Here is a 25,072-nt window from a genome sequence, read left to right as displayed (position 1 = left end):
TGCGCAGACCCGCCGTGCCGGGACGGGTTCGCGATGGGCAGTCGCAAGCTGTATCGGCGCAGCGGGCAGGGACTTGAACGCACTGCGTAGGTTGGGGTGAGCCGAAGGCGACTGCGAAGGCAGGATGCCGTAGCGAACATCCGCGTAGCGGATGGCCCGAAGGGCTGGCTGCTGATGCAGCCAGTAACCCCAACGCTGCGATACGCCTCGATGTGACGATGTTGGGGTTCGCCTTCGGCTCACCCCAACCTACGCCGAGCCAAAAAAAGCGGCCCGAAGGCCGCTTTTCATCTCGCGATGCAGCAGGAACTCAGTCGCGCGCGCCATCGTTCTTGAACGCATCCGGCGCCGAACCGAAGTCTCCATCCGCCTGCGCCGCCATGTACGAGAACGCCGCGTACACCGCCACGTTCTGCGCCAGCTCGCGCGGGTCGATCTTGTCCAGCGTGTCGTTGGCGGTGTGGTGGTAGTCGAAGTAGTCGGTGCCGTCCTGGGTCAGGGTGAGCGCGGCCATGCCCTTGGCGTGCATCTGCGACAGATCGGAACCGCCGCCGCCCGGATGCTGCGGGTCGTAGGCCACGCCGACCGGCTCGACCACCTTGGCGATCTGCTCGATGGCGCCGCGCGCCGACGGCTTCACGCTGGCGGTCATGCGCCAGATCTTGCGCGCGCCGAAGTCGGACTCGGTGCCGAGCTGGTGCTTGCTCACTTCCGCGGCATGCTTGTCGGCATAGGCGCGGCCGCCGAACAGACCCATTTCCTCGTTGGCGAAGGCGATCACGCGGATGGTGCGGTCGGGGCGCTGCGGCAGGCTCAGGATCATCTTGCCCGCGGCCATGGCGATCGCCACGCCGGCGCCGTCGTCGATGGCGCCCGTGCCCGGATCCCAGGAATCCAGGTGGCCGCCGATCGGCACGATCTGGTCGGGGTACTTCTTGCCGGTGATCTCGCCGATCACGTTGGCGCCGGTGTAGGTGCCGGTGATGCCGCAGTCCAGGTCCAGCTTGATGCTCACCGGCTTGCCGGAGGCCAGCACGCGGTCGAGCTGGTCGGCATCCGGCAGCGACAGCGCGGCGGCGGGGATGGCTTCCTTGGGATCGCGGAAGCCGGTGACGCCGGTATGCGGCGTGCGGCTGTGCTCGTCGGTGCCGGCCGAGCGCAGCAGGAAGGCGGCGGCGCCCATCTTGGAGGCGATCACCGGGCCGCCCGTGCGCACGGCCGAGCCGATGCCGTAGTCGTGGCCGTCCTTGTGGCGCTGCATCTTGGCGTCGACGAAGACGATCTTGCCCTTGACGCTGGCCGGGTCGGCTTTCTTCAGCGCGTCGAGGCTGTCGAACTTCACCACCTCGGCGGTGAGGCCGCCCTTGGGCGTGCCGGCCGAATAGCCCAGCGCGATCACGGTCAGCGGCTGCGGGTAGGGGCCAACGATGGCGGCGTGCTCGCTGCGGCGTTCCCACAGCGGGTAGGTGACGGTCTCGGTATAGACCTTGTCGTAGCCCAGCTCTTTGAACTTGGCGATGGCCCATTCGCGGCCGCGCTGGTCGTTCGGGCCGCCGGCGATGCGCGGGCCGACTTCGGTGGTGAGCGATTCGACGATCTTGTAGCCGGTGTCGTCCGCCATGGCCTTGTCGCGCAGCTGTTCGGCCGTCTTTACGGCGGACTGCGGAATGGTGGTGGCCTTGTCGGCGGCGCTGGCGGCGCCAGCGGCGAAGGCGAGGCTGGCGGCGAGCAGGGTGAGAGGCAGGCGGCGCATCGGGGACTCCTCGGTGTAAACCCCGATTATCGCGCCGGTCCGTGCGGCCGCTTAGGCCAGAAGTCACGAGTGCATGGCACAACACGCGCGAAATTCGCGCGTTTTGGTCGCGGCGAACGCGGCCTGTCCGCTTAGGCCCTGATTAAAGGCCAAAAAGAAGGGGAATCGCGGCGGCGATTCCCCTCGTCGAGCGTACTTACGATTGCTGCTTCTTGAGCAGGTCGCGGATCTCGGTCAGCAGGGTCTCGGTCGGCGGCGGCGGGGCCGGCGCGGCTTCCTCGCGGCGGGTCAGGCGGTTGATTGCCTTGACCACCAGGAAGATGGCGAACGCGATGATCACGAACTGGATCAGCACGTTGATGAAGGAGCCGTACTGGATCGCGACCTCGGCGATCTTGTGCTTGGGATCGCTGTCGTCGCCGGGCTTGAGCACCCATTTCATGGCGGAGAAATCGACGCCGCCGGTGAGCACGCCGATCGGCGGCATGATGATCTGATCGACCAGCGAGGTGACGATCTTGCCGAACGCGCCGCCGATCACGACACCGACCGCCAGGTCGACGACGTTGCCGCGCATGGCGAAGTCCTTGAACTCTTTCATCATGCCCATTGCTGCTCTCCCTCTTGAGTGGATGTTGTTGCCCCCTGGGATGGGCGGCGAGCGCAACGCATTCCGCGCGCCGCCAGCTTGCCGCCGCTGATGTTGCGATGCCGTTTACGCGATGCGGCCGTCCAGTGTGGCGACGCCTTCCAGCGCCGCATGGAAGCTGTCGCCACGCTGTAGCGCGGCGACGCCGGCCGGTGTGCCGGTAAAGATCAGGTCGCCGGCTTTCAGTTCGAACAGGGTCGACAGGATGGCGATGATGCCGGCCACGTCGTGGACCATCTCGCCCAGCGTGCTGTGCTGGCGCACCGCGCCGTTGACGCTGAGGCTCAGGCCCGTCGCCGCCGACAGCTGTGCTTCGGCGGCCGGGCGCAGCGCCGACACCGGCGCCGAATGGTCGAAGCCCTTGGCTACGTCCCAGGGATGGCTCTTGGCCTTGGCCAGCGCCTGCAGGTCGCGGCGGGTCAGGTCCAGGCCCACGCCATAGCCCCAGATCAGGGCGGCGGCATGTTCGGCCGGAATATTTTTTCCGCCCGCACCCAGCGCCACCACCATCTCCACTTCGTGGTGCAGGTCCTGGGTGGCCTGCGGGTAGGGCACGTCGGCGCCGTCGGTGACGATGGCGTCGGCGGGCTTGCAGAAGAACAGCGGCGCGTCCTTTTCCACCACCGCGCCCATCTCGCGGGCGTGGTCGGCGTAGTTGCGGCCGATGCAGAACACGCGGCGCACGGGGAAACGCAGGTCGCTGCCGTACACCGGCAGGCTGGGCTGGAGCGGGGCGGGGATGGCGTAGGTCATGCGCGGAAGGGTAGCAGCTAGGCGGGGCGGCCCGGCAGGGATACGTGCCGTGTCAGCTATCGCCGGCGCGTACGGAGCGCTATACCCCTTTGTCGATTTCGCGCGGCGTCGTTCGACGTAAGGGAAACAGCGGTCATCACGAGGCCGGTTCGGCCCGGATGACAGCTGTCATTGCCATCGGCTGATGAGGCGTTCTGCAAAGCCATGCGGGCTTGCTTCATCGTGCCGGCCATCGGTAGCCGGGGGAACCGGCTTTTGGGGAGCAGGTGTGAAGAACGCGGAACTGCTGAAGGAATTGCGCATCGAGCGCCATGAGCGCGAGGACCATGGGCATGGTCCCGGGCGCTGGCCGTGGATCGTGGGCGGCGTGCTGGTGGTTGTGCTGGCCGCTGGCGCCGGCGGCTGGATGCTGTGGGGCCACCCGGCCCTGGAAGTGAAGACCGCTGCCGCGGTCGCGCCCACCGCCGCGGCCGGCCCCGGCGCCGTGCTGCAGGCCACCGGCTACATCACCGCGCGCCGCCAGGCCACGGTGTCGGCGCAGATCACCGGCACGCTGACCGAGGTGCTGATCGAGGAAGGCGACCGCGTGCAGAAGGATCAGGTGCTGGCGCGCCTGGACGACAACGCCTACCGCGCCGGGCTCGACGCGGCCGAAGCCAACGCACGCGCCACCGAGGCGCAGGTGCTGCAGCTGCAGGCCCAGCTCGACCAGGCCAACCGCGATGCGGTGCGTGCACACACGCTGGCGACGAGCGGCCTGGTGCCCAAGCAGCAGGACGAGCAGGCGCGCACCCTGGTCAACACCACCGCCGCCCAGCTCAATTCGCAGCGCAAGCTGGCGGCCGCGGCGCAGGCCCAGGCCAAGCAGGCGAAAGTGAACTTCGACTACACCGTGGTGCGCGCGCCGTTCACCGGCGTGATCACGGTGAAGGCGGCCCAGGTCGGCGAAATCATTTCGCCGTTGTCGGCCGGCGGCGGCTTCACCCGTACCGGCGTGGGCACGATCGTCGACATGGATTCGCTGGAAATCGACGTCGACGTCAACGAGGCCTATATCGGCCGCGTGCAATCGGCGATGCCGGCCGAAGCCGTGCTCGATGCCTATCCGGACTGGAAGATCCCCGCCCACGTGATCGCCATCGTGCCCGCCGCCGATCGCGGCAAGGCCACGGTGAAGGTGCGCGTGGCGCTGGACCAGAAGGACCCGCGCATCGTGCCGGACATGGGCGTGCGTGTTTCCTTCCTCGAAAAGGCCGCACCGAAGCAGGCCAGCGAGCCGCCCAAGGGCGTGCTGGTGCCGGGCGCCGCGATCGCGCAGCGCGACGGCCACGATGCGGTGTTCGTGGTGAGCGGCGACACCGCCCGCGAGCACGTCGTGCAGCCGGCCGCGCAGGCCTACGGCGAGATGCGCCTGCTGCCCGCGGGCGTGCAGGCGGGCGACACGGTGGTGCTGTCGCCGCCGGCGGAACTGAAAGACGGCATGCGCGTGAAGAGCGCGGCCAATCCTTGAGCGCGGCCGGTGCCGCGCAAGATCACTACGAAAGCCAACGCAGTTTCGGGAGAACAGGCATGAGCATGGGCACGCTGATCGAAGTCCGCGATCTTTCCAAGGTGTACGAGCGCGGCAAGCAGAAAGTGGAAGTGCTGCACCACATCAACCTCAACATCGCCGAGGGCGACTTCCTCGCGCTGATGGGTCCGTCGGGCTCGGGCAAGACCACCTTGCTCAACCTGATCGGCGGCCTGGATTCGCCGACCGGCGGCAGCATCAGCGTGGGCGGGCAGCGCATCGACCAGCTCGGCGCCGGCGCGCTGGCCAAGTGGCGCGCGGCCAACGTCGGCTTCGTGTTCCAGTTCTACAACCTGATGCCGATGCTCACCGCGCAGCGCAACGTGGAACTTCCCTTGCTGCTGACCAAGCTGTCGGCCGCGCAGCGCCGCAAGAACGCCGCCATCGCGCTGCAGCTGGTGGGCCTGGACGAGCGCTCCACGCACAAGCCGAGCGAGCTTTCCGGCGGCCAGCAGCAGCGCGTGGCGATCGCGCGCGCGATCGTGTCCGATCCCACCCTGCTGGTCTGCGACGAGCCGACCGGCGACCTGGACCGCCAGTCCGCCGAGGACGTGCTGGGCCTGCTGCGCACGCTCAACCGCGAGCACGGCAAGACCATCGTGATGGTCACCCACGATCCCAAGGCGGCCGATTACGCCAACCACACGCTGCACCTCGACAAGGGCACCCTGGTCGAGCAGGCGCTGGCCTAAGGGGATGCCGAGATGAAATATCTTCATCTGATCTGGGCGGCGCTGTTCCGGCGCAAGACCCGCACCATCCTCACCCTGGTCTCGATCGTCACCGCGTTCCTGCTGTTCGGCATGCTCGACGCGGTGCGCACGTCGTTCGACCAGGCCGGCCAGAGCGCGAACGGCGCGCAGCGGCTGCAGACCGGCTCGCGCCTGTCCTTCATCCAGACCTTGCCTTCCGGCCTCAACAGCCAGATCGCGCAGGTGCCGGGCGTGAAGTCGGTGGCCTATGCCAACTGGTTCGGCGGCGCCTACCAGGACCCGCACAACCAGGTCTTCAGCTTCGCGGTGAGCGACAACTATCTGGACCAGTATCCGGAAGTCGAAGCCAGCCCCGAGGCGCGCAAGGCGTTCGAGAACACGCGCACCGGCATCCTGGTGGGCGAGAAGCTGGCGCAGCGCTTCGGCTGGAAGGTAGGCGACAAGATCCCGCTGCAGTCGACCATCTTCCCGCTGCACGACGGCAGCAAGAACTGGAGCTTCGACATCGTCGGCACGCTCAAGGCGAAGGAAGCCAGTGCGGGCTGGTACGACCAGATCGTGCTGATGCACTGGAAGTACTTCGACGAAGGCACCGCGTACAACCGCGGCATGGTCGGCTGGTACGTCACCCGCGTCAGCGACGTGAACCAGGCCGACCGCGTAGCCAAGGCGATCGATGCGATCTCCGCCAACTCCGACCACGAGACGCGCACGCAGACCGAGCAGGCCGCCACCGCGGCGTGGATGAAGCAGCTGGCCGATATCGGCCTGATCGTCGGCGCCATCATGGGCGCGGTGTTCTTCACCCTGCTGCTGCTGTCGGGCAACACCATGATGCAGGCGGTGCGCGAGCGCACGTCCGAGCTGGCGGTGCTCAAGACCATCGGCTTCACCAGTCCTTCGGTGCTGATGATGGTGCTGGCCGAGTCGGTACTGTTGCTGTTGATCGGCGGCGTGATCGGGCTGGGCCTGGCCTCGCTGCTGATTCCGATCGTGGCCAAGGGCAGCGGCGGCATGCTCAACCTGCCGGGCGTGACCGGCGGCAGCTGGATGCTCGGCCTGGGGATCATGGTGCTGATCGGATTGCTGGTGGGTGCGCTGCCGGCCGTCCGCGCGATGCGCCTGAATATTGTCGATGCACTGGCAGGACGCTGAGGAGCCGACGCCATGTCCAAATCCAAGAATTTCCTGTTCGGCTTCGGCCTGTTCGTGCTGGTGATCGTGTGCCTGGCGGTGTGGATCAACCTGCCGCCGCTCATCGTCGGTGTGCTGGTGCTGGCTTTCGCGCTGTGGATGGGCCTGACCCGCCGCGGCAAGCAGGCCGCCTCGGTGACCGGCGTGGGCATCAGCACCTTGCGGTCGCGGCTCGGTTCCTCCGCGGTGGTGGTGATCGGTATTGCCGGCGTGGTCGGTGTGCTGGTCGCGCTGCTGGCGATGGGCGAAGGCTATGCGGAAACGCTGCGCAAGACCGGCAGCGCCGACACCGCCATCGTGATGCGCGGCGGTTCCGCCAGCGAAGTGATGTCGGTGCTCGACCGCGACAGCATCGTGGTGATCCCGCAGACCGCGGGCATCGCGCGCAATGCCAAGGGCGAGCCGATCGCGTCGTCCGAAATCGTGGTCGCCGCCAATCTGCCGGTGAAGGGCGGCAAGGGCGCCGACGACGAGGGCAGCGTGCAGCTGCGCGGCATCGACCAGCAAGGCTGGGAGCTGCGGCCCAACCTCAAGATCGTCGCCGGCCGCAAGTTCAACCCCGGCATGCGCGAGCTGGTGGTGGGCAAGGGTGCGCAGCGCCAGTTCGCCGGCCTGGAGCCGGGGCGCGAGATCAAGCTGGGCAGCCAGCAGTGGACCGTGGTCGGCGTGTTCGCAAGCGACGACGCGCTGGAATCGGAAGTGTGGGGCGACGCCGCGGTGGTGTCCGACACCTATCGCCGCGGCAGCAGCCGCGCCTCGGTGACGGTGAAGCTGGCCGATCCGAACGGCTTCAAGGCCTTCGAGTCGACCCTGGCCGCCGACCCGCGCCTGAAGGTCGATGCCAGCACCACGCTGGATTACTTCAGCAAGCAGTCCGAAGGCACCAGCAAGGTGATCCGCATCATCGGCATCACGGTGGGCCTGATCATGGCGATCGGCGCGATCTTCGGCGCGCTCAACACCATGTTCGCCGCGGTCGCCTCGCGTGCCCGCGAAATCGCCACGTTGCGCGCGATCGGTTTCCGCGGCCTGCCGGTGGTGGTGGCGATCATGCTGGAGACCATGCTGCTGGCCTTGCTCGGCGGCGTGCTCGGCGGTGCGCTGGCGTGGCTGATCTTCAACGGCTACACCGCGTCGACCTTGGCGCAGGGTTCGGTAGGGCAGCTCACCTTCGAGTTCCACGTCTCGCCGGCGCTGCTGTGGACCGGCGTGAAGTGGGCGCTGGCGATCGGCTTCGTGGGCGGTCTGTTCCCCGCGGTGCGCGCGGCGCGACTGCCGGTGACGACGGCCTTGCGCGAGCTGTGATGCGCTGAATCGAAGTTGGAAGAAAGGGCCGCATCTGCGGCCCTTTTTTTTATGCCTCCGGCGCCACCTGCGCGCTGGCATTGGCCACGCCGTGGCGGCCGAGCCGGCTGGCCAGCAGCGCGATGACGGCGAGCGCGACGACGTTGCAGCCCAGGCCCGTGGTGAAGGCGTGCGCATACGCCGACGGGTCGCGCGCCGTGCCCAGCGTGCTGTAGAACACGCCGCCGATCATCGCCACGCCCAACGCGGCGCTGATCTGCAGCGCGGTGATCACCATGCCGGAGGCGAGGCCGGCGTGGCGTGCATCGACGCTGCCGAGCACGGCGCGCATCAGCGATGGAAACGCGAAGCCGAAACCGATGCCGGAGACGATCAGGCCCGTCTGCATGGCGGAAGCGTTCCTGATGCCGGCGATGATCAGCGCGAAGCCGACCGCCTGCGCCGCGAGCGACAGCGGCAGCGCGGCGCGTCCCAGCCGGTGCATCACAGGCGCAGCCGTTACCGAGGCGAACAGATAGCCGAGCGTGAACGGCAGCGTCGCCAGGCCCGTATGCAAGGCATCGCGGCCCTGGCCGCCTTGCAGATAGGCCGCATAGGTGAACATGAAAGCCGAAGTCAGATAGAAGCCCAGCGTGACGACGATGCCGAGCATGAACTCGCCATGCCGCAGCAGGCTCACGTCGACCAGCGGCGCGCCGCCGCGTGCGGCCAGCGTGGCCTCGAAGCGCAGGAACAGCGCGAACAGCAGCAGCGAGGCGCCGAGCATGGCCCAGGTCCACAGCGGCCAGCCCTGTTCGCGGCCTTCCACCAGCGGATAGACCAGCGCGGCCAGCGCCATGGAGAGCAAGGCCATGCCGCCGAGATCGAGCTTCTTCGCATGCGCCTCGCGCGATTCGCGCAGCCAGCGCAGGCCGCCGGCAAACGCGGCGATGCCCACCGGCAGGTTCACCAGGAAGATCCACTGCCAGCTCATGCCCCACCAGCCGGCCGCGATCAGCACGCCGCCCAGCACCTGGCCGAGCGTGGCCGCCAGGCCGAACGTCGCCGCATACAGCGCCAGCGCACGCGGCTGCTCGGCGCTGGGGAACATCACGCGGATGGAAGCGAGCACCTGCGGCGCCAGCGCGGCTGCGGCCAGCCCCTGCAGCAGGCGGCCGGCCAGCAGCGCATCCGCCGACCAGGCCAGGCCGCACAGCAGGGAGGCCAGCACGAAGCCGGCGATGCCGAGCAGGAACAGCCGGCGCCGCCCGAACAGATCGCCCAGGCGGCCGCCGGTGATCAGGCAGACGGCGTAGATCGCCGCATAAGCCGAGATCACGAACTGCGTCTGCGCCGCGCTGGCATGCAGCGCGCCGCGGATCGAGGGCAGCGCCACGTTGACGATGAAGAAATCCAGCGGCGGCAGGAAGGCGCCGGTCAGCAGCACGGGCAAGGCCAGCCAGCGGCGCGGGTCGCCCGCGTCGGTCGGGGTCATGACGGTCTCCTCGATGGGGAAGGAGGTGGGAATGGCGCGGAGCTTAGTGCGGACTTAAGATAAGAAAAACTGATCGACGGATATTTCAATCATGACGATCGAAAATGGATCGCTGATCCGCCCGCTGGACCTCGATGCCGTGCAGGCCTTCGTGCTGGTGGCGGATCTGAGCAGCTTCACCCGCGCGGCCGAGGCGCTGGACACCACCCAGTCGGCGGTCAGCCTCAAGCTCAAGCGGCTGGAAGAACGGCTGGGGCGGCGGTTGCTGGAGCGCACGCCGCGGCGCGTGCGGCTGTCGCAGGAGGGCGCAGCGTTTCTCGATGCCGCCCGCGATCTGCTCGAAGCGCACGAGCGCGCGCTGCATGGTCGGACGGAAGCACGGCTCAGCTTGCGTGTAGGCATCAGCGATCAATCGGCCGGCACCGAACTGCCGCAGTTGCTGGCGAAGATCGGCGCTTACGACCGCTCGCTGCGCATCGAGGTGCGCATCGGTTCTTCCGCCAGCCTGATGGCGGCCTACGAGAACGACGAACTCGACGCGGCGATCGTCTGCGCCGCCGACGGCCGCCCCGGCGGCGAGCTGCTCTTCAGCGAGCCGTATGCCTGGTACGCGCTGCCGGACTGGAAGCAGCCGGCCGGCGAGCCGCTGCGTCTTGCCGCACTCGCGGCACCTTGCGCGGTGCGCGCGATGGCCTTGAAGACGCTGGACGATGCGGGCGTGGCGTGGACGGAAGTATTCGTCGGCGGCGGTCTGCCGGCAGTAGTCGCGGCGGCCTGTGCGGGCCTGGCGGTGGCGCCGTTGCCGCGGCGCGTGTGTCCGCCTTCGATCGTCGACGTGGGCGAACAGTTGGGTTTGCCGCGCATGCCATTGACGCGGATCGTGCTGTATCAGCGTGCTGCCGATCCGCGTACGCGCGAGGCGGTGCGCATTCTTGCCGCGGCCCTCAAAGCCAGCGTCAACGCAGCCTGATGTGTAGGTTGGAGTGAGCCGTAGGCGAACTCCAACGTGGCGCCCGGGTACATCGGGACATCCGTTGGGGTTCGCTGCGCTCACCCCAACCTACGCTGCGCGTTATGGCATCACTGGGGGCACATAAGTCAGGGTCATGCCCAGCAGCCACAGCAGACCCAGCACCAGCGGCACGTGCACCACCAGCTGGATAAAGGTGAAGCCCACGATGTCGCGCGCTTTCAGACCCAGCACGCCCAGCAGCGGCAGCATCCAGAACGGATTGATCAGGTTCGGCAGCGCCTCGGCCGCGTTGTAGACCTGCACCGCCCAGCCCAGGTGCACGTGCAGGTCGTTCGCCGCCTGCATCACGTACGGCGCTTCCACCAGCCATTTACCGCCGCCGGACGGCACGAAGAAGCCGAGGATGGCGGAGTACACGCCCATCACCAGGGTGAAGCTGTCGGTGGAAGCGACATGCACGAACAGGCCGGACAAGCGATGCGCCAGCGTGTCGCCACCCAGCCCCGGCGCATGCGTGAGCAGCGCGGCGATACCGCCGTACAGCGGGAACTGGATCAGCACACCGGCCGTGCTCGGCACCGCGCGCGCCACCGCGTTGAGGAAACTGCGCGGACGCCAGTGCAGCAGCAGGCCGACGGTGAGGAACAGAAAGTTGTAGGTGTTGAGATTGGCGATAGCGGTCACTGCCGGCTTGCTGGCGAACTCATAACCGAGCCAGCCCAGCCCGAGCAGGCCGATCAGCAGCGACAGCAGCGGGCTGTATTCCAGCCATTCGCCTGGCCGGGTGCGCGGCGGCAGCGGCGGCGTGGCGGTGGCTTCGCTCACGCCGAAATCTTCCGCGGTGCGCGCGCCCGCTTCCGACGGCGCGGTGAACCAGCAGATGAGCAGCGACACCGCGATCAGCACGGCGGTGAGCACGATCGACTGCCACAGGAAAATGGTCTGGCTGAAAGGCAGCACGCCGGTGATGTTGAGCAGCCCCGGCGGCATGCTCTTGGGATTGGCCTGCAGCTGCGCGGCGGACGATGAAAGCCCCATCGCCCACACCGCGCCAAGGCCCAGGTATGCCGCGGCGCCGGCCGCGCGATAGTCCATGCGCAAGTCGCCGCGCCGTGCCAGCGCACGCACCAGCAAGCCGCCGAATACCAGCGAGAAACCCCAGGACAGCAGCGAAGCCAGCATGCTGACCAGGCCCACGTAGCACACCGCGCCGCGCCCGCTACGCGGCACGCGCGCCAGCAATTCGATAAAGCGCGCGACCACCGGTGCGGTGGCCACGACATAGCCGCCGATCACCACGAAGGCCATCTGCATGGTGAAGGGAATCAGGCTCCAGAAGCCGTCGCCGAAGGCATTGACGGTGACCGTGGGCGTGGCGCCGAAGGCCAGCGCGGCCCCGGCGACGAGAATCACGCCCAGCGCGGCAAATACCCATGCATCGGGAAACCAGCGTTCGGCCCAGGCGGAACTGCGCAGGGCCGCGCGGGCCAGGGCACCTTCGTTCGCATTCGGCATGACCGCCCTCCCCAAATGCGGGGAGGGTGGCGCAAGCCGCGCACAGCGGCAATACGATCTTGGTCTCAGCCCTTCGCGCGCTGCTTGAACAGCGTGATGATCGCCACGCCGAGCAGGATCACCGCCATGCCGGCGATGTCGTACGGGCCCACGTGCTCGCCCGCGATCAGCACGCCGAACAGCACCGCCACCGGCGGGTTCACGTAGGCATAGCTGGTGGCGACGGCGGGGCGCGCGTTCTTGAGCACGTAAAGGTAGGCGCTGAACGCGATGAGCGAACCGAACACCACCAGGTAGCCGACCGCCAGCGTCGCACGCAGGGTCGGATGCGCGGGCAGGTGTTCACCCGTGCCGAAGCCCACCAGCAGCAGCGCCACGCTGGCCACCAGCATCTGCGCGGCGGTGTTCATCGGGCCGGCGGGCATGTCCTGGCGCTTGCTCCAGATCGAGCCGAAGGCCCAGCTCGCCGCCGCCACAATGAGCGCGATCGCGCCGATGCGCGAGGCCGACAGGCTGCTGCCCAGGTTGAGCACCACCACGCCGGCGAAGCCGATCACCAGGCCGACGGTTTCGCGCGCGGTCGGCCACTGCCCGTACAGGCCGGAGAACAGCGCGGCGAACAGCGGCAGGCTGGCCACCGCCACCGCGGCGATGCCGGAACTGACGCTCTGCTCGGCGAAGCACACCAGGCCGTTGCCGAAGCCCAGCAGCAGCACGCCGGTGATACCGGCATTGCGCCACTGCCGCGCGGTGGGCATGGCCACGCCGCGCAGGCGCAGCAGGCCGAACAGCAGCACGCCGGCGCACAGGAAGCGGATGCCAGCGAGCAGGAAGGGCGGATAGCTTTCCAGCGCCAGGCGGATGCCCAGGTAGGTGGAACCCCAGATGATGTACAGCGCGAACAGCGCGAGCGGAATCATCACGCGCGTGTCGGCGAACGGGCCTTGCGCCGCGCGGGCGGCGTTGGAAACGGACTGGTCGGTCATGGCGGGGATGGCGCGGGAGGGAAGGGGCGCGGCGACTAGTCTAGCGATCCAGCAAGATAATGCGTGGCCGGGGAGGCGAGTAGCGAGCGGTTTGCAAGGCTACCTTGAGACAGCATCAAGGCGCAGCCGGATTTACCCGGTTTTAGGCTCAGGCCGAAGCCCGCCGCCGTTCCCGCGCCAGCAGCTCGCGCTTGCGTTCCACGCCCCAGCGCCAGCCGCCGATCGAACCGTCTTCGCGCACCACGCGGTGGCAGGGCACGATCAGGGCCACCCGGTTGTTGCCGCAGGCCTGGCCCACCGCGCGCGCCGCCTTCGGCAGGCCGATGTCCGCGGCGATCTCGCCATAGCTGCGCGTGCTGCCGGCGGGGATGCGGGTAAGGGCATCCCAGACGCGCCACTGGAACGCGGTGGCGGCGATATCCAGCGGCGGCAGTTCCGGCGCGGCGGCGTCGGTCCAGCCCAGTTCGGAAGCGATGCGCGCGATCACCGCGTCCAGCCATTCCTCGCGGCCGGCGTCGACGCGTTCCAGTTCGGCCTGGGGGAATTCGTCGCGCAGGCGGCGCTGCAGATCGGCGTCGCCGTCGCCCAGGGTCACCGAGCAGATGCCGCGCGCGGTGGTCGCCACCAGCAGGCGGCCCAGTGGGGTGTCGGTGGTGGTGTAGCGGATGCTGGCGCCGAGGCCGCCGGCGCGGTAGCTGGCCGGGGTCATGCCGAGCAGGCGGTTGCTGTGCTCGTAGACGCGGCTGCCGGAGCCGAAGCCGGCGTCGTAGACCGCGTCGGTTACCGCGGCGCCGTCGCGCAGCGAGGCCTTGAACTGGCCGAAGCGGCGGGCGCGGTGGTATTCGGCCGGACTCATGCCGTAGCGGCGGCGGAACGCACGCTGCAGATAAGTGGGGCTCAAGCCCGCGGCTTCGGCCAGGGTGTCCAGGCTGGGCGCCTGTTCGGCGTCCTCGATCAGCGCACGCACGCGTTCGAGCGCGGCTTCGGTGCCCTGGCGGTGGTTCATGGGAGCGGTGCGGATGTCCATGCCATCAGGCTAGCCATCCGGCGTGGACGGGACTATCCGCTTCTTGCGCGAACGCGCTCAGCGCGCGGCGTGGTGGTGGGACTGGTGCAGCACCACGAACTCGCCTTCCAGCACTTCCGGCTGGTGCGCGCCGGCGGCGCGCGGCGCCGCGGCGGAGGCATTACTCTTGCGGGTCCAGTGGCGCAGGGCCAGCCACAGGCCGCCACCGACCAGCAGCACGCCGGCCACGACCAGACCGAACACCAGCAGCACGCCCACCAGCGCCACGCCGACCAGCAGCGACAGGGCACGGACCAGCGGGTGGCGGGAACGACGCGGAGACGGCAGCGTGAAGCGCATGTGTTAAAAATCCGTGTGGTAAAATCAATGACTTACGTGCGTAACGATGGGGCTTTCACCCCCGAGAGACAAGTGCCGATGGATACAGCCACCCCCGCCCCGCCGCTCTGCCGCCTGGACGAAATTATCGACGGCGAAGCGATCGCCGTCGACGCCGCGCTGCCGGAAGGGGAAGAAAGCCTGATCGTGGTGCGCCACGGCGCCGCCGCGCAGGCCTATCTCAACATCTGCCCGCATGCGGGACGCCGGCTGGACTGGGCGCCGGGCAAGTTCCTGATCCGCGATGGCGTGCTGGTCTGTGCCGCGCACGGCGCCAGCTTCAACACCGCCGACGGCCTGTGCATCGGCGGCCCCTGCCGCGGCGAGCACCTGCATGCGGTGGCGGTGGACGTGGTGGACGGCGAAGTGCGGCTCGGCTGAGCGGGCGTGGCCTGAATCAGCGGAACATCAGGTTGATCGCCACCAGAGTGATCACCAGCACCATCGCGGTCAGCGGCAGGCCCACGCGCAGGAAATCCTTGCCGCGGTAGCCGCCGGGGCCAGCCACCATCATCAAGGCGGGGTGGCCGGAGGTGAGCAGGAAGGTGTTGGACGAGGACACCGCCACGATCAGCGCATATGCCGACGGGTTGCCGCCGGTGGCCACCGCCACGCTGATGGCGATCGGCACCATCATCACCGTGGCGCCCACGTTGGACATCACCTGCGAGAACAGCAGGGTGAGGATGGCCAGGCACAGCTGCAGCACGTAAGGCGAGGCATTGCCCAGATGCTGCAGCACCTCCTGCGCCAGCCACGCGGCGGTGCCGGTGGCGTCCATCGACCAGCCCAGCGGAATCAGGCAGGCGGTGACGAAGATGGTCTTCCAGTTGATCGCCTTGTAGGCCTCGTCCATGTTCAGCACGCCGGTGAGCAGCATGCCGATGGCGCCGGTCATCATCGCCACCGACAGATCCAGGTGGGTGAACAGGGCCAGGCACTTGGCCAGCACGAAGAAGCCCACCGCCTGCCAGATCTTGCCGGGGCGCTGTTCTTCCTTCGGGATGTCGGTGACGACGACCAGGTCCTTGTCCTCCGACGCCAGCCCCAGGTCGCGCCAGCTGCTGTGCAGCACCAGGGTGTCGCCGGCCCGCAGGCTCACCGCGCGCACGTCGTCGCGGAACACCTGGTCGCCGCGGTTCACCGCCAGCACCGAGATGCCGTAGCGCTTGCGCAGGCGCAGCTCGGCGACACTCTGCTTGATGAAGCGCGAGCTGGGCGGGATCACCGCCTCCGAAATGCCGGCGCGGCTGGAATTGAACAGCTCGCCCAGCTGGCGCATGCGCGGCGACAGCTTGCACAGCTGGTTGTTGGCGAACTGGCTCAGCTGTTCGCGCGGACCCAGCACGCCCAGCACCGAACCCACCCAGATCACGTGGTCCACCGGCGGCGCCATGCGCGCCTCGGTGCCGCTCTTGATCGCCAGGATCAGCGGCGCGCCGTACAGCTGTTCCACCTCGCCGATGCTCATGCCCACCAGCGGGCTTTCCGCGGTGACAGTGAGCTCGGCTGTTTCGCCGCCGATGCCGTAGGTGTCGGCGAAGTAGCTCTCGGTGCGGCCCGGCGTCACCTTCAGGCGCTCGTCCTCGCGCTCCGGCAGCAGCTTGGGCGTGAACAGGTAGAAGAACAGCACGCCGCACAGCGCCAGCACCAGGCCGACCGGGGTCACGCTGAACAGGCCGAACTTCGGAATGGTGTGCGCGCCCGGCGGCAGGTTGGCGTTCGCGCTCGCGATCAGGTCGTTGAGCACGATCAGCGGCGAGTTGGCGATCAGCGTGGTGTTGGTGGCGGTGAGGATGCAGAACGCCATCGGCAGCAGCAGGCGCGACAGCGGCACGCCGGTGCGCGCGGCCAGGCGGCTGGTGACCGGGATCATCAGCGCGGCCAGCGCCTGGCTGGGGATCACCGCGCTGAACAGGCTGGTGACCAGGTTGATCACCACGCCCAGGCGCGATTCCACGCCGCGCGCCATGCGCATCACGAAGTTGGCGGTCAGGCCGAGCACGCCGGCGCGGTCGAGCCCTGCGCCCATGATCATGATCGCGATGATGGCGATCACCGCGTTGCCGGCGAAGCCGTTGAACACGCGGTCGGAGGGAATCAGGCCGGTCAGGCCGATCACCACCACCACCAGCAGCGCCACCATGTCGGCGCGGATCCACTCCAGCACCAGCATCAGCATGGTGAAGCCCACCAGCCCGAGCACCAGGATCATTTCGGGGGTGAGCGAGAGTCCCACTAGCTGGCTTCCTGTCGGACCAGAGGGCGAAGGTGGATGGCGTTAGGCGGTGCTTGCGTCACGCTGCGAAGACTCGTCCCTGCTCTGGTCGGCGAGTATAGGCGGTGTGGCTGCTTCACTGGTGAATCGGAGCCGTCCCTGGCGACACGCCGCACATCATGCGCGGCGATAGAGCAGATCCCACACGCCGTGGCCCAGCTTCAGGCCGCGCCGCTCGAAGTGGGTCTCGATGCGCCATGCCGGTTTCTCGGCGTACTGGCCGGGGCCGACGTCGTTGCGCCAGTCCGGCGCCGCTTCCATCACTTCGAGCATGTGCTCCGCGTAGGGCTGCCAGTCGGTGGCCAGGTGCAGCAGGCCGCCGGGCGCCATGCGCGAGGCGAGCAGGGCGACGAACGGCGGCTGCACGATGCGGCGCTTGTTGTGGCGTTTCTTGTGCCAGGGGTCGGGAAACCAGATGCGCGCCTCGGCCAGGCTGCCGGGGGCGATCTCGTGTTCCAGCACTTCCACCGCGTCGTGCTTGTACAGCTGCACGTTGGCGGCGTCGCGCGCGGCCAGCGCATTCATCAGCCGGCCCACACCCGGGCCATGCACTTCGATGCCGAGATAGTCGCGCGCCTGATCGTGCTCGCTGGCCCAGGCCAGCGCCTCGCCGTTGCCGAAGCCGATCTCCATCACCAGCGGCGCCTGGCGGCCGAAGCGCGCGGGGTAGTCCTGCGCGGTGCCGCTGTAGTCGATGCCGAAGCGCGCCCAGTGCTCGTCGAAGGCGCGCTGCTGCGCCGGCGTCATGCGGCCTTCGCGCAGCACGAAGCTGCGGATGCGGCGCAGGTACGGCGCGCTGTCTTCGCTGTGCTCGCCCATGCTCAGCCGATGGTGCCGTCGATCGGGCTGGATGCCGAGGCGTAGCGCTTGCGCGGGATGCGGCCGGCGCGGAAAGCGGCGCGGCCGGCCTCGATCGCCAGCTTCATCGCGTGCGCCATCAGCACCGGGTCCCTGGCGCCGGCGATGGCGGTGTTCATCAGCACGCCGTCGCAGCCCAGCTCCATCGCGATGGCGGCGTCCGAGGCGGTGCCTACGCCGGCGTCGACGATGATCGGCACCTTGGCGCTCTCGATGATTTCCAGCAGGTTGTAGCGGTTCTGGATGCCCAGCCCCGAGCCGATCGGCGCGGCCAGCGGCATCACCGCCACGCAGCCGATCTGTTCCAGGCGCTTGGCCAGGATCGGGTCGTCGCTGGTGTAGACCATCACGTCGAAGCCGTCGGCGACCAGGGTCTCGGCGGCTTTCAGGGTTTCCACCACGTCGGGGAACAGGGTGCGCTCGTCGCCGAGCACTTCCAGCTTCACCAGCTTGTGGCCGTCCAGCAGCTCGCGCGCGAGGCGGCAGGTGCGCACGGCGTCGACCGCGTTGTAGCAGCCGGCGGTATTGGGCAGCAGGGTGAATTCGCTGGGCGGCAGTGCATCGAGCAGGTTGGGCTGGCTGGCGTCCTGGCCGATGTTCACGCGGCGGATCGCCAGGGTGACGATGTCGGCGCCGGCGGCCTGGGTGGCGCGGCGGGTCTCGTCGAAGTCCTTGTACTTGCCGGTGCCGGTGAGCAGGCGCGAGCCGTAGCTCTTGCCGGCGATGACGAGCGGGTCGGCGACGTCGTGGGTCTTGGTGTTCATGGGGTCTCGGACGCGGGGGAGGGGCGGGGCATCAGCCGCCGCCGATGGCGTGCACGATCTCGACCTGGTCGCCCTCGGCGAGGACCCAGCGGATGTGCATGCTGCGGGGGACGATTTCGCGATTCACTTCTACCGCGACGCGGCGGTCGCCGTAGCCGGCTTCCTGCAGCAGTTGGGCGACGGTGATGGCGTTGGCGCAGTCGCGTGGGCTGCCATTGAGCATGATCTGCATTACGCCATTGTAGCCGCTGCCGGCGTGATGCCCAAAGAAAGAGCCCGGCGTGTGCCGGGCTCTTGGGGGACCTCAGTTCTGGTGCTCGTCCTTGCCGCGCGGCGGCGGACGGTGTTCGCCGCCGCCATGGTTCTGGCCCTGGGCCGGCTGCGGACGGGCCTGCTCGCGCTGCGGCTGCGGCGGCGGGTTCGGCCGCTCGTACGCAGGCCGAGCTTCGCGCAGGCTGGGCTGCGGCATTGGCTCGGCCCGCTGCGGCGGGGCGCGTTCGATGCGCTGCTCCGGCTGCGGCTCGCTGCGCTCCTGGCGGAACGAGGGCTGCGGCTGCGCCTGGCGGAAATCGCGCGGGGCAGCGTTCTGCGGCATGGGCTGCGGGCGGTCCAGCTGGCGTTCCGGCTGCGGACGGTCGTCCTGGCGGTTGGGCTGCGGCTCGTAGCGCGGCTGGCGCGCTTCGGGTGCGGCACCCGGCTCGTCGCGGCGGTTGAAGCGCTGCACGTCGGGCAGGGTGCGCGGCTGCGGGGTGGCCTGCGGCTGCGTCTGCGCCTGGCGGGCGCGGTCCTGCTCGGGGTTGGTGACGAAGCTCACGCCGGGGCGCGGATTGTTGTTGCGGCCGTTGTCGTTGCCGATCGGCTGTCCGCCGTCGCGGCGGTTCTGCACGGCGGCGCGGTCGGCGGCGTCGGGGTGGGCGAAGCGGGCCGAGGGCAGTTCGTTCGGGCGCATGTCCGGGCGTGCATTGGGCGCGTTTGCGGCGTTGTCCGGGCGGTTATTGGCTTCGAAGCGGCGTGGTCCGTTGTCGACGTTGGCGTTATCGGGGCGATTACCGACCGGCGGCAGGCGCGCCGGCACGGTGGCGGCGGTGTCGCGGCCCGGCATCGGACGATTCGCTCCGTTCGGGCCCACTGGACCGGTGCTGCCCAGCACGCGCACGTTCGACGGCGGCGCCACCGGCATGCCGGGGCGCTGCTGGCCGAGTCGGTTCGGCCGCACATCGTCGGCCACCGGGCGCGCCATGGCGTTGGCCGGCGGCGCGCGGCGTGCGACCACTTCACGCTGGAAGCCGGCGGCCGGCAGCGGCCGCGCATTGGCCGGACGCGGCGGCGCGAAGCTGGCGCGGGTCGGCTGGATCGCCACGCCGCGTGCGAGCACCGGCGCGGCGGCGAAGCGGCCCGGATCGGCCTGCACCAGGTTGCGGCGCACGTTCTGCGCGCTGGCGAAGGTCCGGCCCGGCACGGCGCTGAAGGCGTGCGGCACGCCGCGGTTGGCGTAGGCGACGTTCGGCGCCGGGCGCCCGTTGCGGAAATAGTTGTACTGGTTGTTGATGTTGTTGATCACCGTGGTGCGGTTGACGTTGCGCACATAGATATTGGTGACGTTGACGTTGGTGTAGTAGTTGCGGCTGGCGCGGTACCACGGGTTGTAGACCTCGCGCGGGCCGAGCGGGAACCAGCCCACCGGCGCGCCGCCGCCGACACCGATCGACACGCTCCAGTTGCCGCCGCCGACGAAGGCGACCAGCGCCGGCGCGTACACCGGGCGCACCGCCACCGGCCCCGGCACCCAGCCCCAGCGGTGTCCGACGAAGGCCCAGCGGCCGTAATGGAACGGGGCGAAGCCCCAGGGCGCATCGTCCACCCAGGTCCAGCCCCAGGGGCCGACCCAGGCCCAGTGACCGTCGCGGTACGGCGCCCAGTCGGCTGCCACCTGCGACGGGTACCAGACGGCGCCGTAGTCGGGGTCGGTCTGCCAGTCGCCGTGATCGTCCAGGTCCTGGTAGCCGACCACTTCGTCGGAGACATAGCGGCGGCTGGGCGAATTCGCGTAGCGCTGGTCGCGCTGGTAGCACCAGTCGTCGAAGGCGTCGCCGCGGTCGCCGATGTCTTCCAGCGACACCTGGTTCAGCGCCGCATCGCCGATGACATAGCGCGTGCCGGCATTGACCATGCGCTGCGCATTGTTCTCGCCGTACAGCGTGGCCTGGCCGCGGAACACGGTGACGTCGGTGGTGTGGCCGTCGCGGTCGATGTCGACGCGGAAGGTGCCTGGCTGGGTGATCACCAGCGCGGCGGTGGGCGTGTCGATCTCGTAGCTCTCGCCTTCGCCGAGATTGCGCACGGCGAGGTTGAGCGTGCCCTGGGTCAGTTCCACCTGGGCGACCTGATCGTTCAGATCGAGCAGGCCGAAGTCGGTGTTCTGCGCCATGCGCAGGCTGCCGCCGCCGAGCTCGAGCTCCGCGCGGCCGTCGGCACCGGTGGACAGGCGGTCGCCGCTGGTGAGCGGGCGGTTGAGGCTGGCGTCGCTCCAGTCCTGCGTGCCGGAGGGGAGCATGCCGAGGTCGCCGGACTGATAGGAAAGCCGGGCGACGCGCGACGGCGGATCGCCGGCGTCGCTGTCGGGTGGCTGCGACTGGGCCTGGACCAGGCCGGCCGCGCACCACAACGGCGCCAATAAGAGCAGCGCCGCCGCGGCGCGCGGCCAGGCGCGTGTCATGAAGGAAGAGGGAAGACGCATGACGTTCTCCAGAGCGTTGCGCGTTGATGACGTCCGTAAAAACGCATGGGATGGCCGGACGCCGACGGCCCGATTATGTGCATGCCGCGATGCGCGCCGTGCGCAAGGAATTCGTTTAGCCCGCAGAGCGATTCAGCCGGCCGCCATCTGTGGTTCACCGCGCGTTAGGACGCGGCCGCCGGGCGCCCGCCGCCGGGTTGTTCCCAAGCGCACGGCTCCCGGTTACCATCCGCCGTCGTTGCGGGTGTAGCTCAATGGTAGAGCTGTAGCTTCCCAAGCTACTGACGAGGGTTCGATTCCCTTCACCCGCTCCATTCCCGCCCTCGCCCCACCGAGCCCCCTCTCCCGAATCAGTGCGCTGAAGATGGCGGATGTGATCACACTCGGCTGGCGGGAGCGCCTGGCATTGCCGGACCTCGGCATTCACTCGCTCAAGGTCAAGCTCGACACCGGCGCGCGCAGCAGCGCGCTGCACGTGGAAGAACTGGAAACCTTCGAACGCGATGGCGCCACCTGGCTGCGCTTCGTCGTGCGCACCGGTCGCGGTCATCGCGTCGGGCGGCTGTGCGAGGCGCCGGCGCACGACCGGCGCGTGGTCATCGATACCGGCGGCAAGCGCACCGAACGCTGGTTCATCCGCACCGGCCTGGTACTGGCCGGGCGCAGCTTCAACGTCGACGTCAATCTGACCGATCGGCGGCATATGCTGTTTCCCATGTTGCTGGGACGCACGGCGCTGCACGGGCGCTTCGCGGTGGACCCGGCCCTCTCCTACACCCAACCGCGCCATCCCCTCGCGGCCACGGATGTCCCATGAAGATCGCCATCCTCTCGCGCAATTCCCGCCTGTATTCCACCCAGCGCCTGGTCGAGGTGGCGCGCGAGCGCGGCCACGTGGTGCGCGTGCTCGACCCGCTGCGCTGCTACGTGCGCATCGCGCCCGGCGACGTGGCGATCCGCTACAAGGGCAAGCCGCTGAAGGACATCGACGCGGTGATCCCGCGCATCGGTACCACCAGCACCTTCTACGGCACCGCGGTGCTGCGCCAGCTGGAGATGATGGGCGTGTACACGCCCAACCCGTCCGACGCCGTGCTGCGCGCGCGCGACAAGCTGCGCGCGCTGCAGATCCTGGCCTCGCAGGGCCTGGACATGCCGGTGACGGTGTTCGGCGACAACCCCGACGACACCGCCGACGTGCTGGCCATGCTGGGCGACCCGCCGCACGTCATCAAGCTCAACGAAGGCAGCCAGGGCACCGGCGTGGTGCTGGCGGAAAAGCGCAGCGCCTCGCAGAGCGTGATCGAGGCCTTCCGCGGCCTATACGCCAACTTCCTGGTGCAGGAGTTCATCGGCGAAGCCAACGGCAGCGACCTGCGTTGCTTCGTGGTCGGCAACAAGGTGGTGGCGGCGATGCAGCGCGACGCCAGCCCCGGCGACTTCCGCGCCAACCTGCATCGCGGCGGCAGCGCGCAGGCGGCCACGCTCAGCGCCGAAGAACGGCAGATCTCGATCCGCGCGGCCAAGGCGCTGGGCTTAGGCATTGCCGGCGTCGACCTGCTGCGTTCCAAGCGCGGCCCGCTCATTCTCGAAGTGAATGCGTCGCCCGGACTGGAAGGCATCGAAGCGGCGACGGGCGTCGACGTGTCGGCGCACATCATCAAGCACCTCGAGCAGCATCAGCGGAAAGCCGCCGCCCGCTGAACGGTTAACGGTGGCCTCAGTACGGGTTAACCACACCGTAACTCCACCGCCCCTATAAAGGTCCCACTGCAATTTGCTTGGCACTTCAACCGCTATGGTCTAGTGACAGCAGATTACGGTATCGGGGCAGTAGCTTGGGCCCGGATGGAGCGGCTTCCCGCCGCGCCTCCGGGCCTTTTCTTTTGGGCCGGATTCGCGGCCGCGCAAAAGATTGCAGCCTGCTGCCGGCTTCGCGCCCACCTTCCCCGGCGCAAATTGTTAAGCTTGCCGCCATGGCCGGACCCAAACCGGCGGCGACACGGAGTGGCGTATGCGCGTACTGGTGATCGAAGACAACAGCGATATCGCGACGAATATCGGCGATTACCTGGAGGATCGCGGCCATGTGGTCGATTTCGCCGGCGACGGCGTGACCGGCCTGCATCTGGCGGTAGTGAACGAATTCGACGTGATCGTGCTGGACCTGACCCTGCCCGGCATGGACGGCCTGGATGTGGCGCGCAAGCTCCGCCACGAGGCGCACAAGCAGACCCCGGTGCTGATGCTCACCGCGCGCGACGCGCTGGAGCAGAAGCTCACCGGCTTCGAGTCCGGCGCCGACGACTACATGACCAAGCCGTTCGCCCTGCAGGAACTGGCCGCCCGCCTGGAAGTGCTGGCGCGCCGCGGCAAGGGCCCGCAGAGCCGCGTGCTGAAAGTGGCCGACCTCACCTACAACCTGGACACGCTCACCGTCACCCGCGACAGCAAGTCGATCCAGCTCAACCCGATCGGCCTGAAGCTGCTGCAGGCGCTGATGGAAGCCAGTCCTTCGGTGGTCACCCGCCAGGATCTGGAACAGCGCGTGTGGGGCGAGGAACTGCCCGACAGCGACAGCCTGCGCGTGCATATCCACGGCCTGCGCGCGGCGATCGACAAACCTTTTGACAAGCCGCTGATCCACACGCGGCACGGTATCGGATATCGCATGGTCGACCCGGATGCGGTCCAGACGTAAGCTTCGTTTTCGCCTGGTCCTGAGCTTCGCGCTGTTCGGGTTCGGCCTCAGCGCCCTGTTTGCCTTCGCGGCGCTCAACATCCGCGAGCGCGTCGAGAACCAGCTCATCACCTCGGCCTTGCAGGACGAGGTGGACCGCCTCAACGAACAAGTCCTGGCCCACCCGGACCGGGCGCCTGCGTTCGAAATCATCAAGGCGGCTTCCTGGAGCGACCGCACCATCTATAAGGCGCCGCTGTCCTGGCAAAGCCTGGATACCGGCGTGCACGACCTGTTCGAGACCGGCCCGGACGGCAAGCCGCACCACTACAAGCTGGCCGTGCGCCGCAAGGACGGCGTGATCAGCTTCGTGCAGTACGACGTCTCGCGCGACGAACTGGGCAAGCGCCAGCTGCTCACCGCGGTGCTCGCCGCGGTGTTCCTGTTCGGCCTGATCTCGCTGGCGCTGGGGCTGTGGCTGTCGCGCAAGGTGCTCAAGCCGGTGAGCGAACTGGCGCAGCGCCTGCGCGAGTTCCGCAAGAACGGCAAGGCCGAGCCGCTGGCCCCGCATTTCGCCGACGACGAAGTGGGCGAGCTGGCGCTGGCGCTGGACGAATACGCCAACCGCCTGACCTCGATGGTGGAGCGCGACCGCGAATTCAATTCCGACGTGAGCCACGAGCTGCGCACGCCGCTGGCGGTGATCGCCAGCACCACGGAACTGCTGCAGGGTTCGCCCGATCTCACCGACAAGCTGCGCGAACGCCTGAAGCGCATCGAGCGCGCCTCGCGCCAGGCCACCGAACTGATCGAAGCGCTGCTGCTGCTGTCGCGCGCCGAACGCCGCGGCCCCACCCGCGGCGAGACCACCGAAGTGGCCAAGGTCGCCTCCGACGTGATCGAAAGCCAGCGTCCGCAGATGCGCGACAAGCCGCTGAACGTGGAGCTGGTGGTGAACGGCGGTCTGAGCATCAATGCGCCGGCTTCGGTGCTGTCGGTGGCGCTCACCAACCTGATCGGCAACGCCATCAAGTACACGCTGGAAGGCCAGGTCACGGTGAAGGTCGAGAAGGACCGCATCGAAGTGATCGACACCGGCCCCGGTATCAAGCCCGAAGACGCCGAGCGCCTGTTCCAGCGCGGCGTGCGCGGCGAAGGCGCGGGCGGCAGCGGCGCGGGGCTGGGCCTGGCGATCGTGCGGCGGCTGTGCGAGCTGTATGGCTGGGACGTGTCGATGCGTCCGCGCCCGGATACCAACGGGGCGATTGCCTGCATCGTGTTTCAATGACGTGGCACCTCGGCATGATTATCAAGTCATGCCGATCCGCTATTTCACATTAGTGAATTGACGGCCGTTTCATGATTGGCCTGTTAATGCCGGAAGATAATCTGCGCATTGACGCGATTTTCATGCGTTGAAATAGTCTGCATTAACCCCGCGCTTCGTTGACATATCCTTCGCCAT

Annotated in this window: 23 protein-coding genes and 1 tRNA gene; 11 read left to right on the top strand and 13 right to left on the bottom strand. The window is 68.4% G+C overall.

Annotated elements, in window-relative coordinates; translation table 11 throughout:
- Positions 1–310 precede the first annotated feature (310 nt).
- From KK141_RS08280 to KK141_RS08270, 3 genes are all read right to left on the bottom strand, one after another.
- Positions 311–1,753: a M20/M25/M40 family metallo-hydrolase gene (locus KK141_RS08280; protein ID WP_214569270.1), complete on the bottom strand. Its 1,443-nt coding sequence runs from the start codon at positions 1,751–1,753 to the stop codon at positions 311–313.
- A gap of 196 nt (positions 1,754–1,949) precedes the next feature.
- A complete protein-coding gene (mscL, locus tag KK141_RS08275; protein ID WP_214569269.1) occupies positions 1,950–2,363 on the bottom strand; it encodes a large-conductance mechanosensitive channel protein MscL in 414 nt (137 codons plus the stop codon).
- Between the two features lie 105 nt (positions 2,364–2,468).
- Positions 2,469–3,155 (bottom strand): fumarylacetoacetate hydrolase family protein, encoded by a 687-nt coding sequence (locus KK141_RS08270; protein ID WP_214569268.1) that lies wholly within the window; start codon positions 3,153–3,155, stop codon positions 2,469–2,471.
- Positions 3,156–3,423: 268 nt separating this feature from the next.
- On the opposite strand from KK141_RS08270, the gene KK141_RS08265 reads away from it, so the two are divergent.
- The 4 genes from KK141_RS08265 to KK141_RS08250 all read left to right on the top strand — a co-directional run bounded on the left by KK141_RS08265 (position 3,424) and on the right by KK141_RS08250 (position 7,937).
- On the top strand, positions 3,424–4,665 hold the full coding sequence (locus KK141_RS08265) for an efflux RND transporter periplasmic adaptor subunit (RefSeq protein WP_345777538.1): 1,242 nt from the start codon (positions 3,424–3,426) through the stop codon (positions 4,663–4,665).
- A 65-nt stretch (positions 4,666–4,730) separates the two neighbouring features.
- On the top strand, positions 4,731–5,417 hold the full coding sequence (locus KK141_RS08260) for an ABC transporter ATP-binding protein (RefSeq protein ID WP_214569459.1): 687 nt from the start codon (positions 4,731–4,733) through the stop codon (positions 5,415–5,417).
- 12 nt (positions 5,418–5,429) lie between these two features.
- Complete coding sequence (locus KK141_RS08255; protein WP_214569266.1) at positions 5,430–6,593, top strand: ABC transporter permease; 1,164 nt, start codon at positions 5,430–5,432, stop codon at positions 6,591–6,593.
- 12 nt (positions 6,594–6,605) lie between these two features.
- Complete coding sequence (locus tag KK141_RS08250; RefSeq protein WP_214569265.1) at positions 6,606–7,937, top strand: ABC transporter permease; 1,332 nt, start codon at positions 6,606–6,608, stop codon at positions 7,935–7,937.
- Between the two features lie 49 nt (positions 7,938–7,986).
- On the opposite strand, the gene KK141_RS08245 is transcribed toward KK141_RS08250, so the two are convergent.
- Complete coding sequence (locus KK141_RS08245) at positions 7,987–9,411, bottom strand: MFS transporter (protein ID WP_214569264.1); 1,425 nt, start codon at positions 9,409–9,411, stop codon at positions 7,987–7,989.
- Between the two features lie 91 nt (positions 9,412–9,502).
- Between KK141_RS08245 and KK141_RS08240 the strand changes: the two genes are divergently transcribed.
- Positions 9,503–10,381, top strand: a complete 879-nt coding sequence (locus KK141_RS08240; RefSeq protein WP_214569263.1) for a LysR family transcriptional regulator — start codon at positions 9,503–9,505, stop codon at positions 10,379–10,381.
- Between the two features lie 102 nt (positions 10,382–10,483).
- On the opposite strand, the gene KK141_RS08235 is transcribed toward KK141_RS08240, so the two are convergent.
- The 4 genes from KK141_RS08235 to KK141_RS08220 all read right to left on the bottom strand — a co-directional run bounded on the left by KK141_RS08235 (position 10,484) and on the right by KK141_RS08220 (position 14,251).
- The gene (locus KK141_RS08235; RefSeq protein ID WP_214569262.1) at positions 10,484–11,899 is read right to left on the bottom strand and encodes a TIGR00366 family protein; all 1,416 of its coding nucleotides are present in this window, start codon (positions 11,897–11,899) and stop codon (positions 10,484–10,486) included.
- A 65-nt stretch (positions 11,900–11,964) separates the two neighbouring features.
- Positions 11,965–12,885 carry a drug/metabolite exporter YedA gene (yedA, locus tag KK141_RS08230; RefSeq protein ID WP_214569261.1) on the bottom strand — a complete coding sequence of 307 codons (921 nt, stop codon included), beginning with the start codon at positions 12,883–12,885 and terminating at the stop codon, positions 11,965–11,967.
- Between the two features lie 148 nt (positions 12,886–13,033).
- Complete coding sequence (locus KK141_RS08225) at positions 13,034–13,891, bottom strand: methylated-DNA--[protein]-cysteine S-methyltransferase (RefSeq protein ID WP_214569260.1); 858 nt, start codon at positions 13,889–13,891, stop codon at positions 13,034–13,036.
- 78 nt (positions 13,892–13,969) lie between these two features.
- Entirely contained in the window at positions 13,970–14,251 is a 282-nt protein-coding gene (locus KK141_RS08220) for a hypothetical protein (protein WP_214569259.1), read from the bottom strand.
- Positions 14,252–14,329: 78 nt separating this feature from the next.
- On the opposite strand from KK141_RS08220, the gene KK141_RS08215 reads away from it, so the two are divergent.
- Positions 14,330–14,671 carry a Rieske (2Fe-2S) protein gene (locus tag KK141_RS08215; protein ID WP_214569258.1) on the top strand — a complete coding sequence of 114 codons (342 nt, stop codon included), beginning with the start codon at positions 14,330–14,332 and terminating at the stop codon, positions 14,669–14,671.
- 16 nt (positions 14,672–14,687) lie between these two features.
- Here the strand turns inward: KK141_RS08215 and KK141_RS08210 are convergent, their stop codons facing one another.
- The 5 genes from KK141_RS08210 to KK141_RS08190 all read right to left on the bottom strand — a co-directional run bounded on the left by KK141_RS08210 (position 14,688) and on the right by KK141_RS08190 (position 20,927).
- Positions 14,688–16,505 (bottom strand): SLC13 family permease, encoded by a 1,818-nt coding sequence (locus KK141_RS08210; protein ID WP_214569458.1) that lies wholly within the window; start codon positions 16,503–16,505, stop codon positions 14,688–14,690.
- A 180-nt stretch (positions 16,506–16,685) separates the two neighbouring features.
- Positions 16,686–17,387 carry a tRNA (guanosine(46)-N7)-methyltransferase TrmB gene (trmB, locus tag KK141_RS08205; protein ID WP_214569257.1) on the bottom strand — a complete coding sequence of 234 codons (702 nt, stop codon included), beginning with the start codon at positions 17,385–17,387 and terminating at the stop codon, positions 16,686–16,688.
- A 2-nt stretch (positions 17,388–17,389) separates the two neighbouring features.
- Entirely contained in the window at positions 17,390–18,190 is an 801-nt protein-coding gene (locus KK141_RS08200) for a thiazole synthase (protein ID WP_214569256.1), read from the bottom strand.
- Between the two features lie 31 nt (positions 18,191–18,221).
- The gene (gene thiS, locus KK141_RS08195) at positions 18,222–18,422 is read right to left on the bottom strand and encodes a sulfur carrier protein ThiS (protein WP_026633771.1); all 201 of its coding nucleotides are present in this window, start codon (positions 18,420–18,422) and stop codon (positions 18,222–18,224) included.
- 72 nt (positions 18,423–18,494) lie between these two features.
- Positions 18,495–20,927 (bottom strand): DUF6600 domain-containing protein, encoded by a 2,433-nt coding sequence (locus KK141_RS08190; protein WP_250901618.1) that lies wholly within the window; start codon positions 20,925–20,927, stop codon positions 18,495–18,497.
- A 240-nt stretch (positions 20,928–21,167) separates the two neighbouring features.
- On the opposite strand from KK141_RS08190, the gene KK141_RS08185 reads away from it, so the two are divergent.
- The 5 genes from KK141_RS08185 (at position 21,168) to KK141_RS08165 (ending at position 24,895) form a co-directional block, all read left to right on the top strand.
- Positions 21,168–21,241: transfer RNA gene (locus KK141_RS08185), tRNA-Gly, on the top strand.
- A 50-nt stretch (positions 21,242–21,291) separates the two neighbouring features.
- Positions 21,292–21,744, top strand: a complete 453-nt coding sequence (locus tag KK141_RS08180) for a RimK/LysX family protein (protein ID WP_214569255.1) — start codon at positions 21,292–21,294, stop codon at positions 21,742–21,744.
- Entirely contained in the window at positions 21,741–22,631 is an 891-nt protein-coding gene (gene rimK / locus KK141_RS08175; RefSeq protein WP_214569254.1) for a 30S ribosomal protein S6--L-glutamate ligase, read from the top strand. The genes KK141_RS08180 and rimK overlap by 4 nt, the downstream gene beginning before the upstream one ends.
- 310 nt (positions 22,632–22,941) lie before the next feature.
- Positions 22,942–23,628 carry a response regulator transcription factor gene (locus KK141_RS08170; protein WP_026633768.1) on the top strand — a complete coding sequence of 229 codons (687 nt, stop codon included), beginning with the start codon at positions 22,942–22,944 and terminating at the stop codon, positions 23,626–23,628.
- The gene (locus KK141_RS08165; protein ID WP_214569253.1) at positions 23,612–24,895 is read left to right on the top strand and encodes a HAMP domain-containing sensor histidine kinase; all 1,284 of its coding nucleotides are present in this window, start codon (positions 23,612–23,614) and stop codon (positions 24,893–24,895) included. The genes KK141_RS08170 and KK141_RS08165 overlap by 17 nt, the downstream gene beginning before the upstream one ends.
- Positions 24,896–25,072: the final 177 nt, after the last annotated feature.

Source organism: Dyella sp. LX-66 (assembly GCF_018599165.1).
GTDB lineage: Bacteria > Pseudomonadota > Gammaproteobacteria > Xanthomonadales > Rhodanobacteraceae > Dyella_D > Dyella_D marensis.
The sequence above is the reverse complement of the archived record's forward strand: the minus strand, read 5'-3'. Positions and strand labels throughout refer to the sequence as shown.

Bases quoted from the DNA above. Each gene is read 5' to 3' on its own strand.
- KK141_RS08190 (WP_250901618.1), bottom strand. From the start codon at position 20,927: ATGCGTCTTCCCTCTTCCTTCATGACACGCGCCTGGCCGCGCGCCGCG.
- KK141_RS08250 (WP_214569265.1), top strand. From the start codon at position 6,606: ATGTCCAAATCCAAGAATTTCCTGTTCGGCTTCGGCCTGTTCGTGCTG.
- KK141_RS08180 (WP_214569255.1), top strand. From the start codon at position 21,292: ATGGCGGATGTGATCACACTCGGCTGGCGGGAGCGCCTGGCATTGCCG.
- KK141_RS08220 (WP_214569259.1), bottom strand. From the start codon at position 14,251: ATGCGCTTCACGCTGCCGTCTCCGCGTCGTTCCCGCCACCCGCTGGTC.
- KK141_RS08235 (WP_214569262.1), bottom strand. From the start codon at position 11,899: ATGCCGAATGCGAACGAAGGTGCCCTGGCCCGCGCGGCCCTGCGCAGT.
- thiS (WP_026633771.1), bottom strand. From the start codon at position 18,422: ATGCAGATCATGCTCAATGGCAGCCCACGCGACTGCGCCAACGCCATC.
- KK141_RS08255 (WP_214569266.1), top strand. From the start codon at position 5,430: ATGAAATATCTTCATCTGATCTGGGCGGCGCTGTTCCGGCGCAAGACC.
- yedA (WP_214569261.1), bottom strand. From the start codon at position 12,885: ATGACCGACCAGTCCGTTTCCAACGCCGCCCGCGCGGCGCAAGGCCCG.
- KK141_RS08280 (WP_214569270.1), bottom strand. From the start codon at position 1,753: ATGCGCCGCCTGCCTCTCACCCTGCTCGCCGCCAGCCTCGCCTTCGCC.
- KK141_RS08210 (WP_214569458.1), bottom strand. From the start codon at position 16,505: ATGATCCTGGTGCTCGGGCTGGTGGGCTTCACCATGCTGATGCTGGTG.
- rimK (WP_214569254.1), top strand. From the start codon at position 21,741: ATGAAGATCGCCATCCTCTCGCGCAATTCCCGCCTGTATTCCACCCAG.
- KK141_RS08170 (WP_026633768.1), top strand. From the start codon at position 22,942: ATGCGCGTACTGGTGATCGAAGACAACAGCGATATCGCGACGAATATC.
- KK141_RS08240 (WP_214569263.1), top strand. From the start codon at position 9,503: ATGACGATCGAAAATGGATCGCTGATCCGCCCGCTGGACCTCGATGCC.
- KK141_RS08270 (WP_214569268.1), bottom strand. From the start codon at position 3,155: ATGACCTACGCCATCCCCGCCCCGCTCCAGCCCAGCCTGCCGGTGTAC.
- KK141_RS08225 (WP_214569260.1), bottom strand. From the start codon at position 13,891: ATGAACCACCGCCAGGGCACCGAAGCCGCGCTCGAACGCGTGCGTGCG.
- KK141_RS08165 (WP_214569253.1), top strand. From the start codon at position 23,612: ATGCGGTCCAGACGTAAGCTTCGTTTTCGCCTGGTCCTGAGCTTCGCG.
- mscL (WP_214569269.1), bottom strand. From the start codon at position 2,363: ATGGGCATGATGAAAGAGTTCAAGGACTTCGCCATGCGCGGCAACGTC.
- KK141_RS08200 (WP_214569256.1), bottom strand. From the start codon at position 18,190: ATGAACACCAAGACCCACGACGTCGCCGACCCGCTCGTCATCGCCGGC.
- trmB (WP_214569257.1), bottom strand. From the start codon at position 17,387: ATGGGCGAGCACAGCGAAGACAGCGCGCCGTACCTGCGCCGCATCCGC.
- KK141_RS08260 (WP_214569459.1), top strand. From the start codon at position 4,731: ATGGGCACGCTGATCGAAGTCCGCGATCTTTCCAAGGTGTACGAGCGC.
- KK141_RS08245 (WP_214569264.1), bottom strand. From the start codon at position 9,411: ATGACCCCGACCGACGCGGGCGACCCGCGCCGCTGGCTGGCCTTGCCC.
- KK141_RS08215 (WP_214569258.1), top strand. From the start codon at position 14,330: ATGGATACAGCCACCCCCGCCCCGCCGCTCTGCCGCCTGGACGAAATT.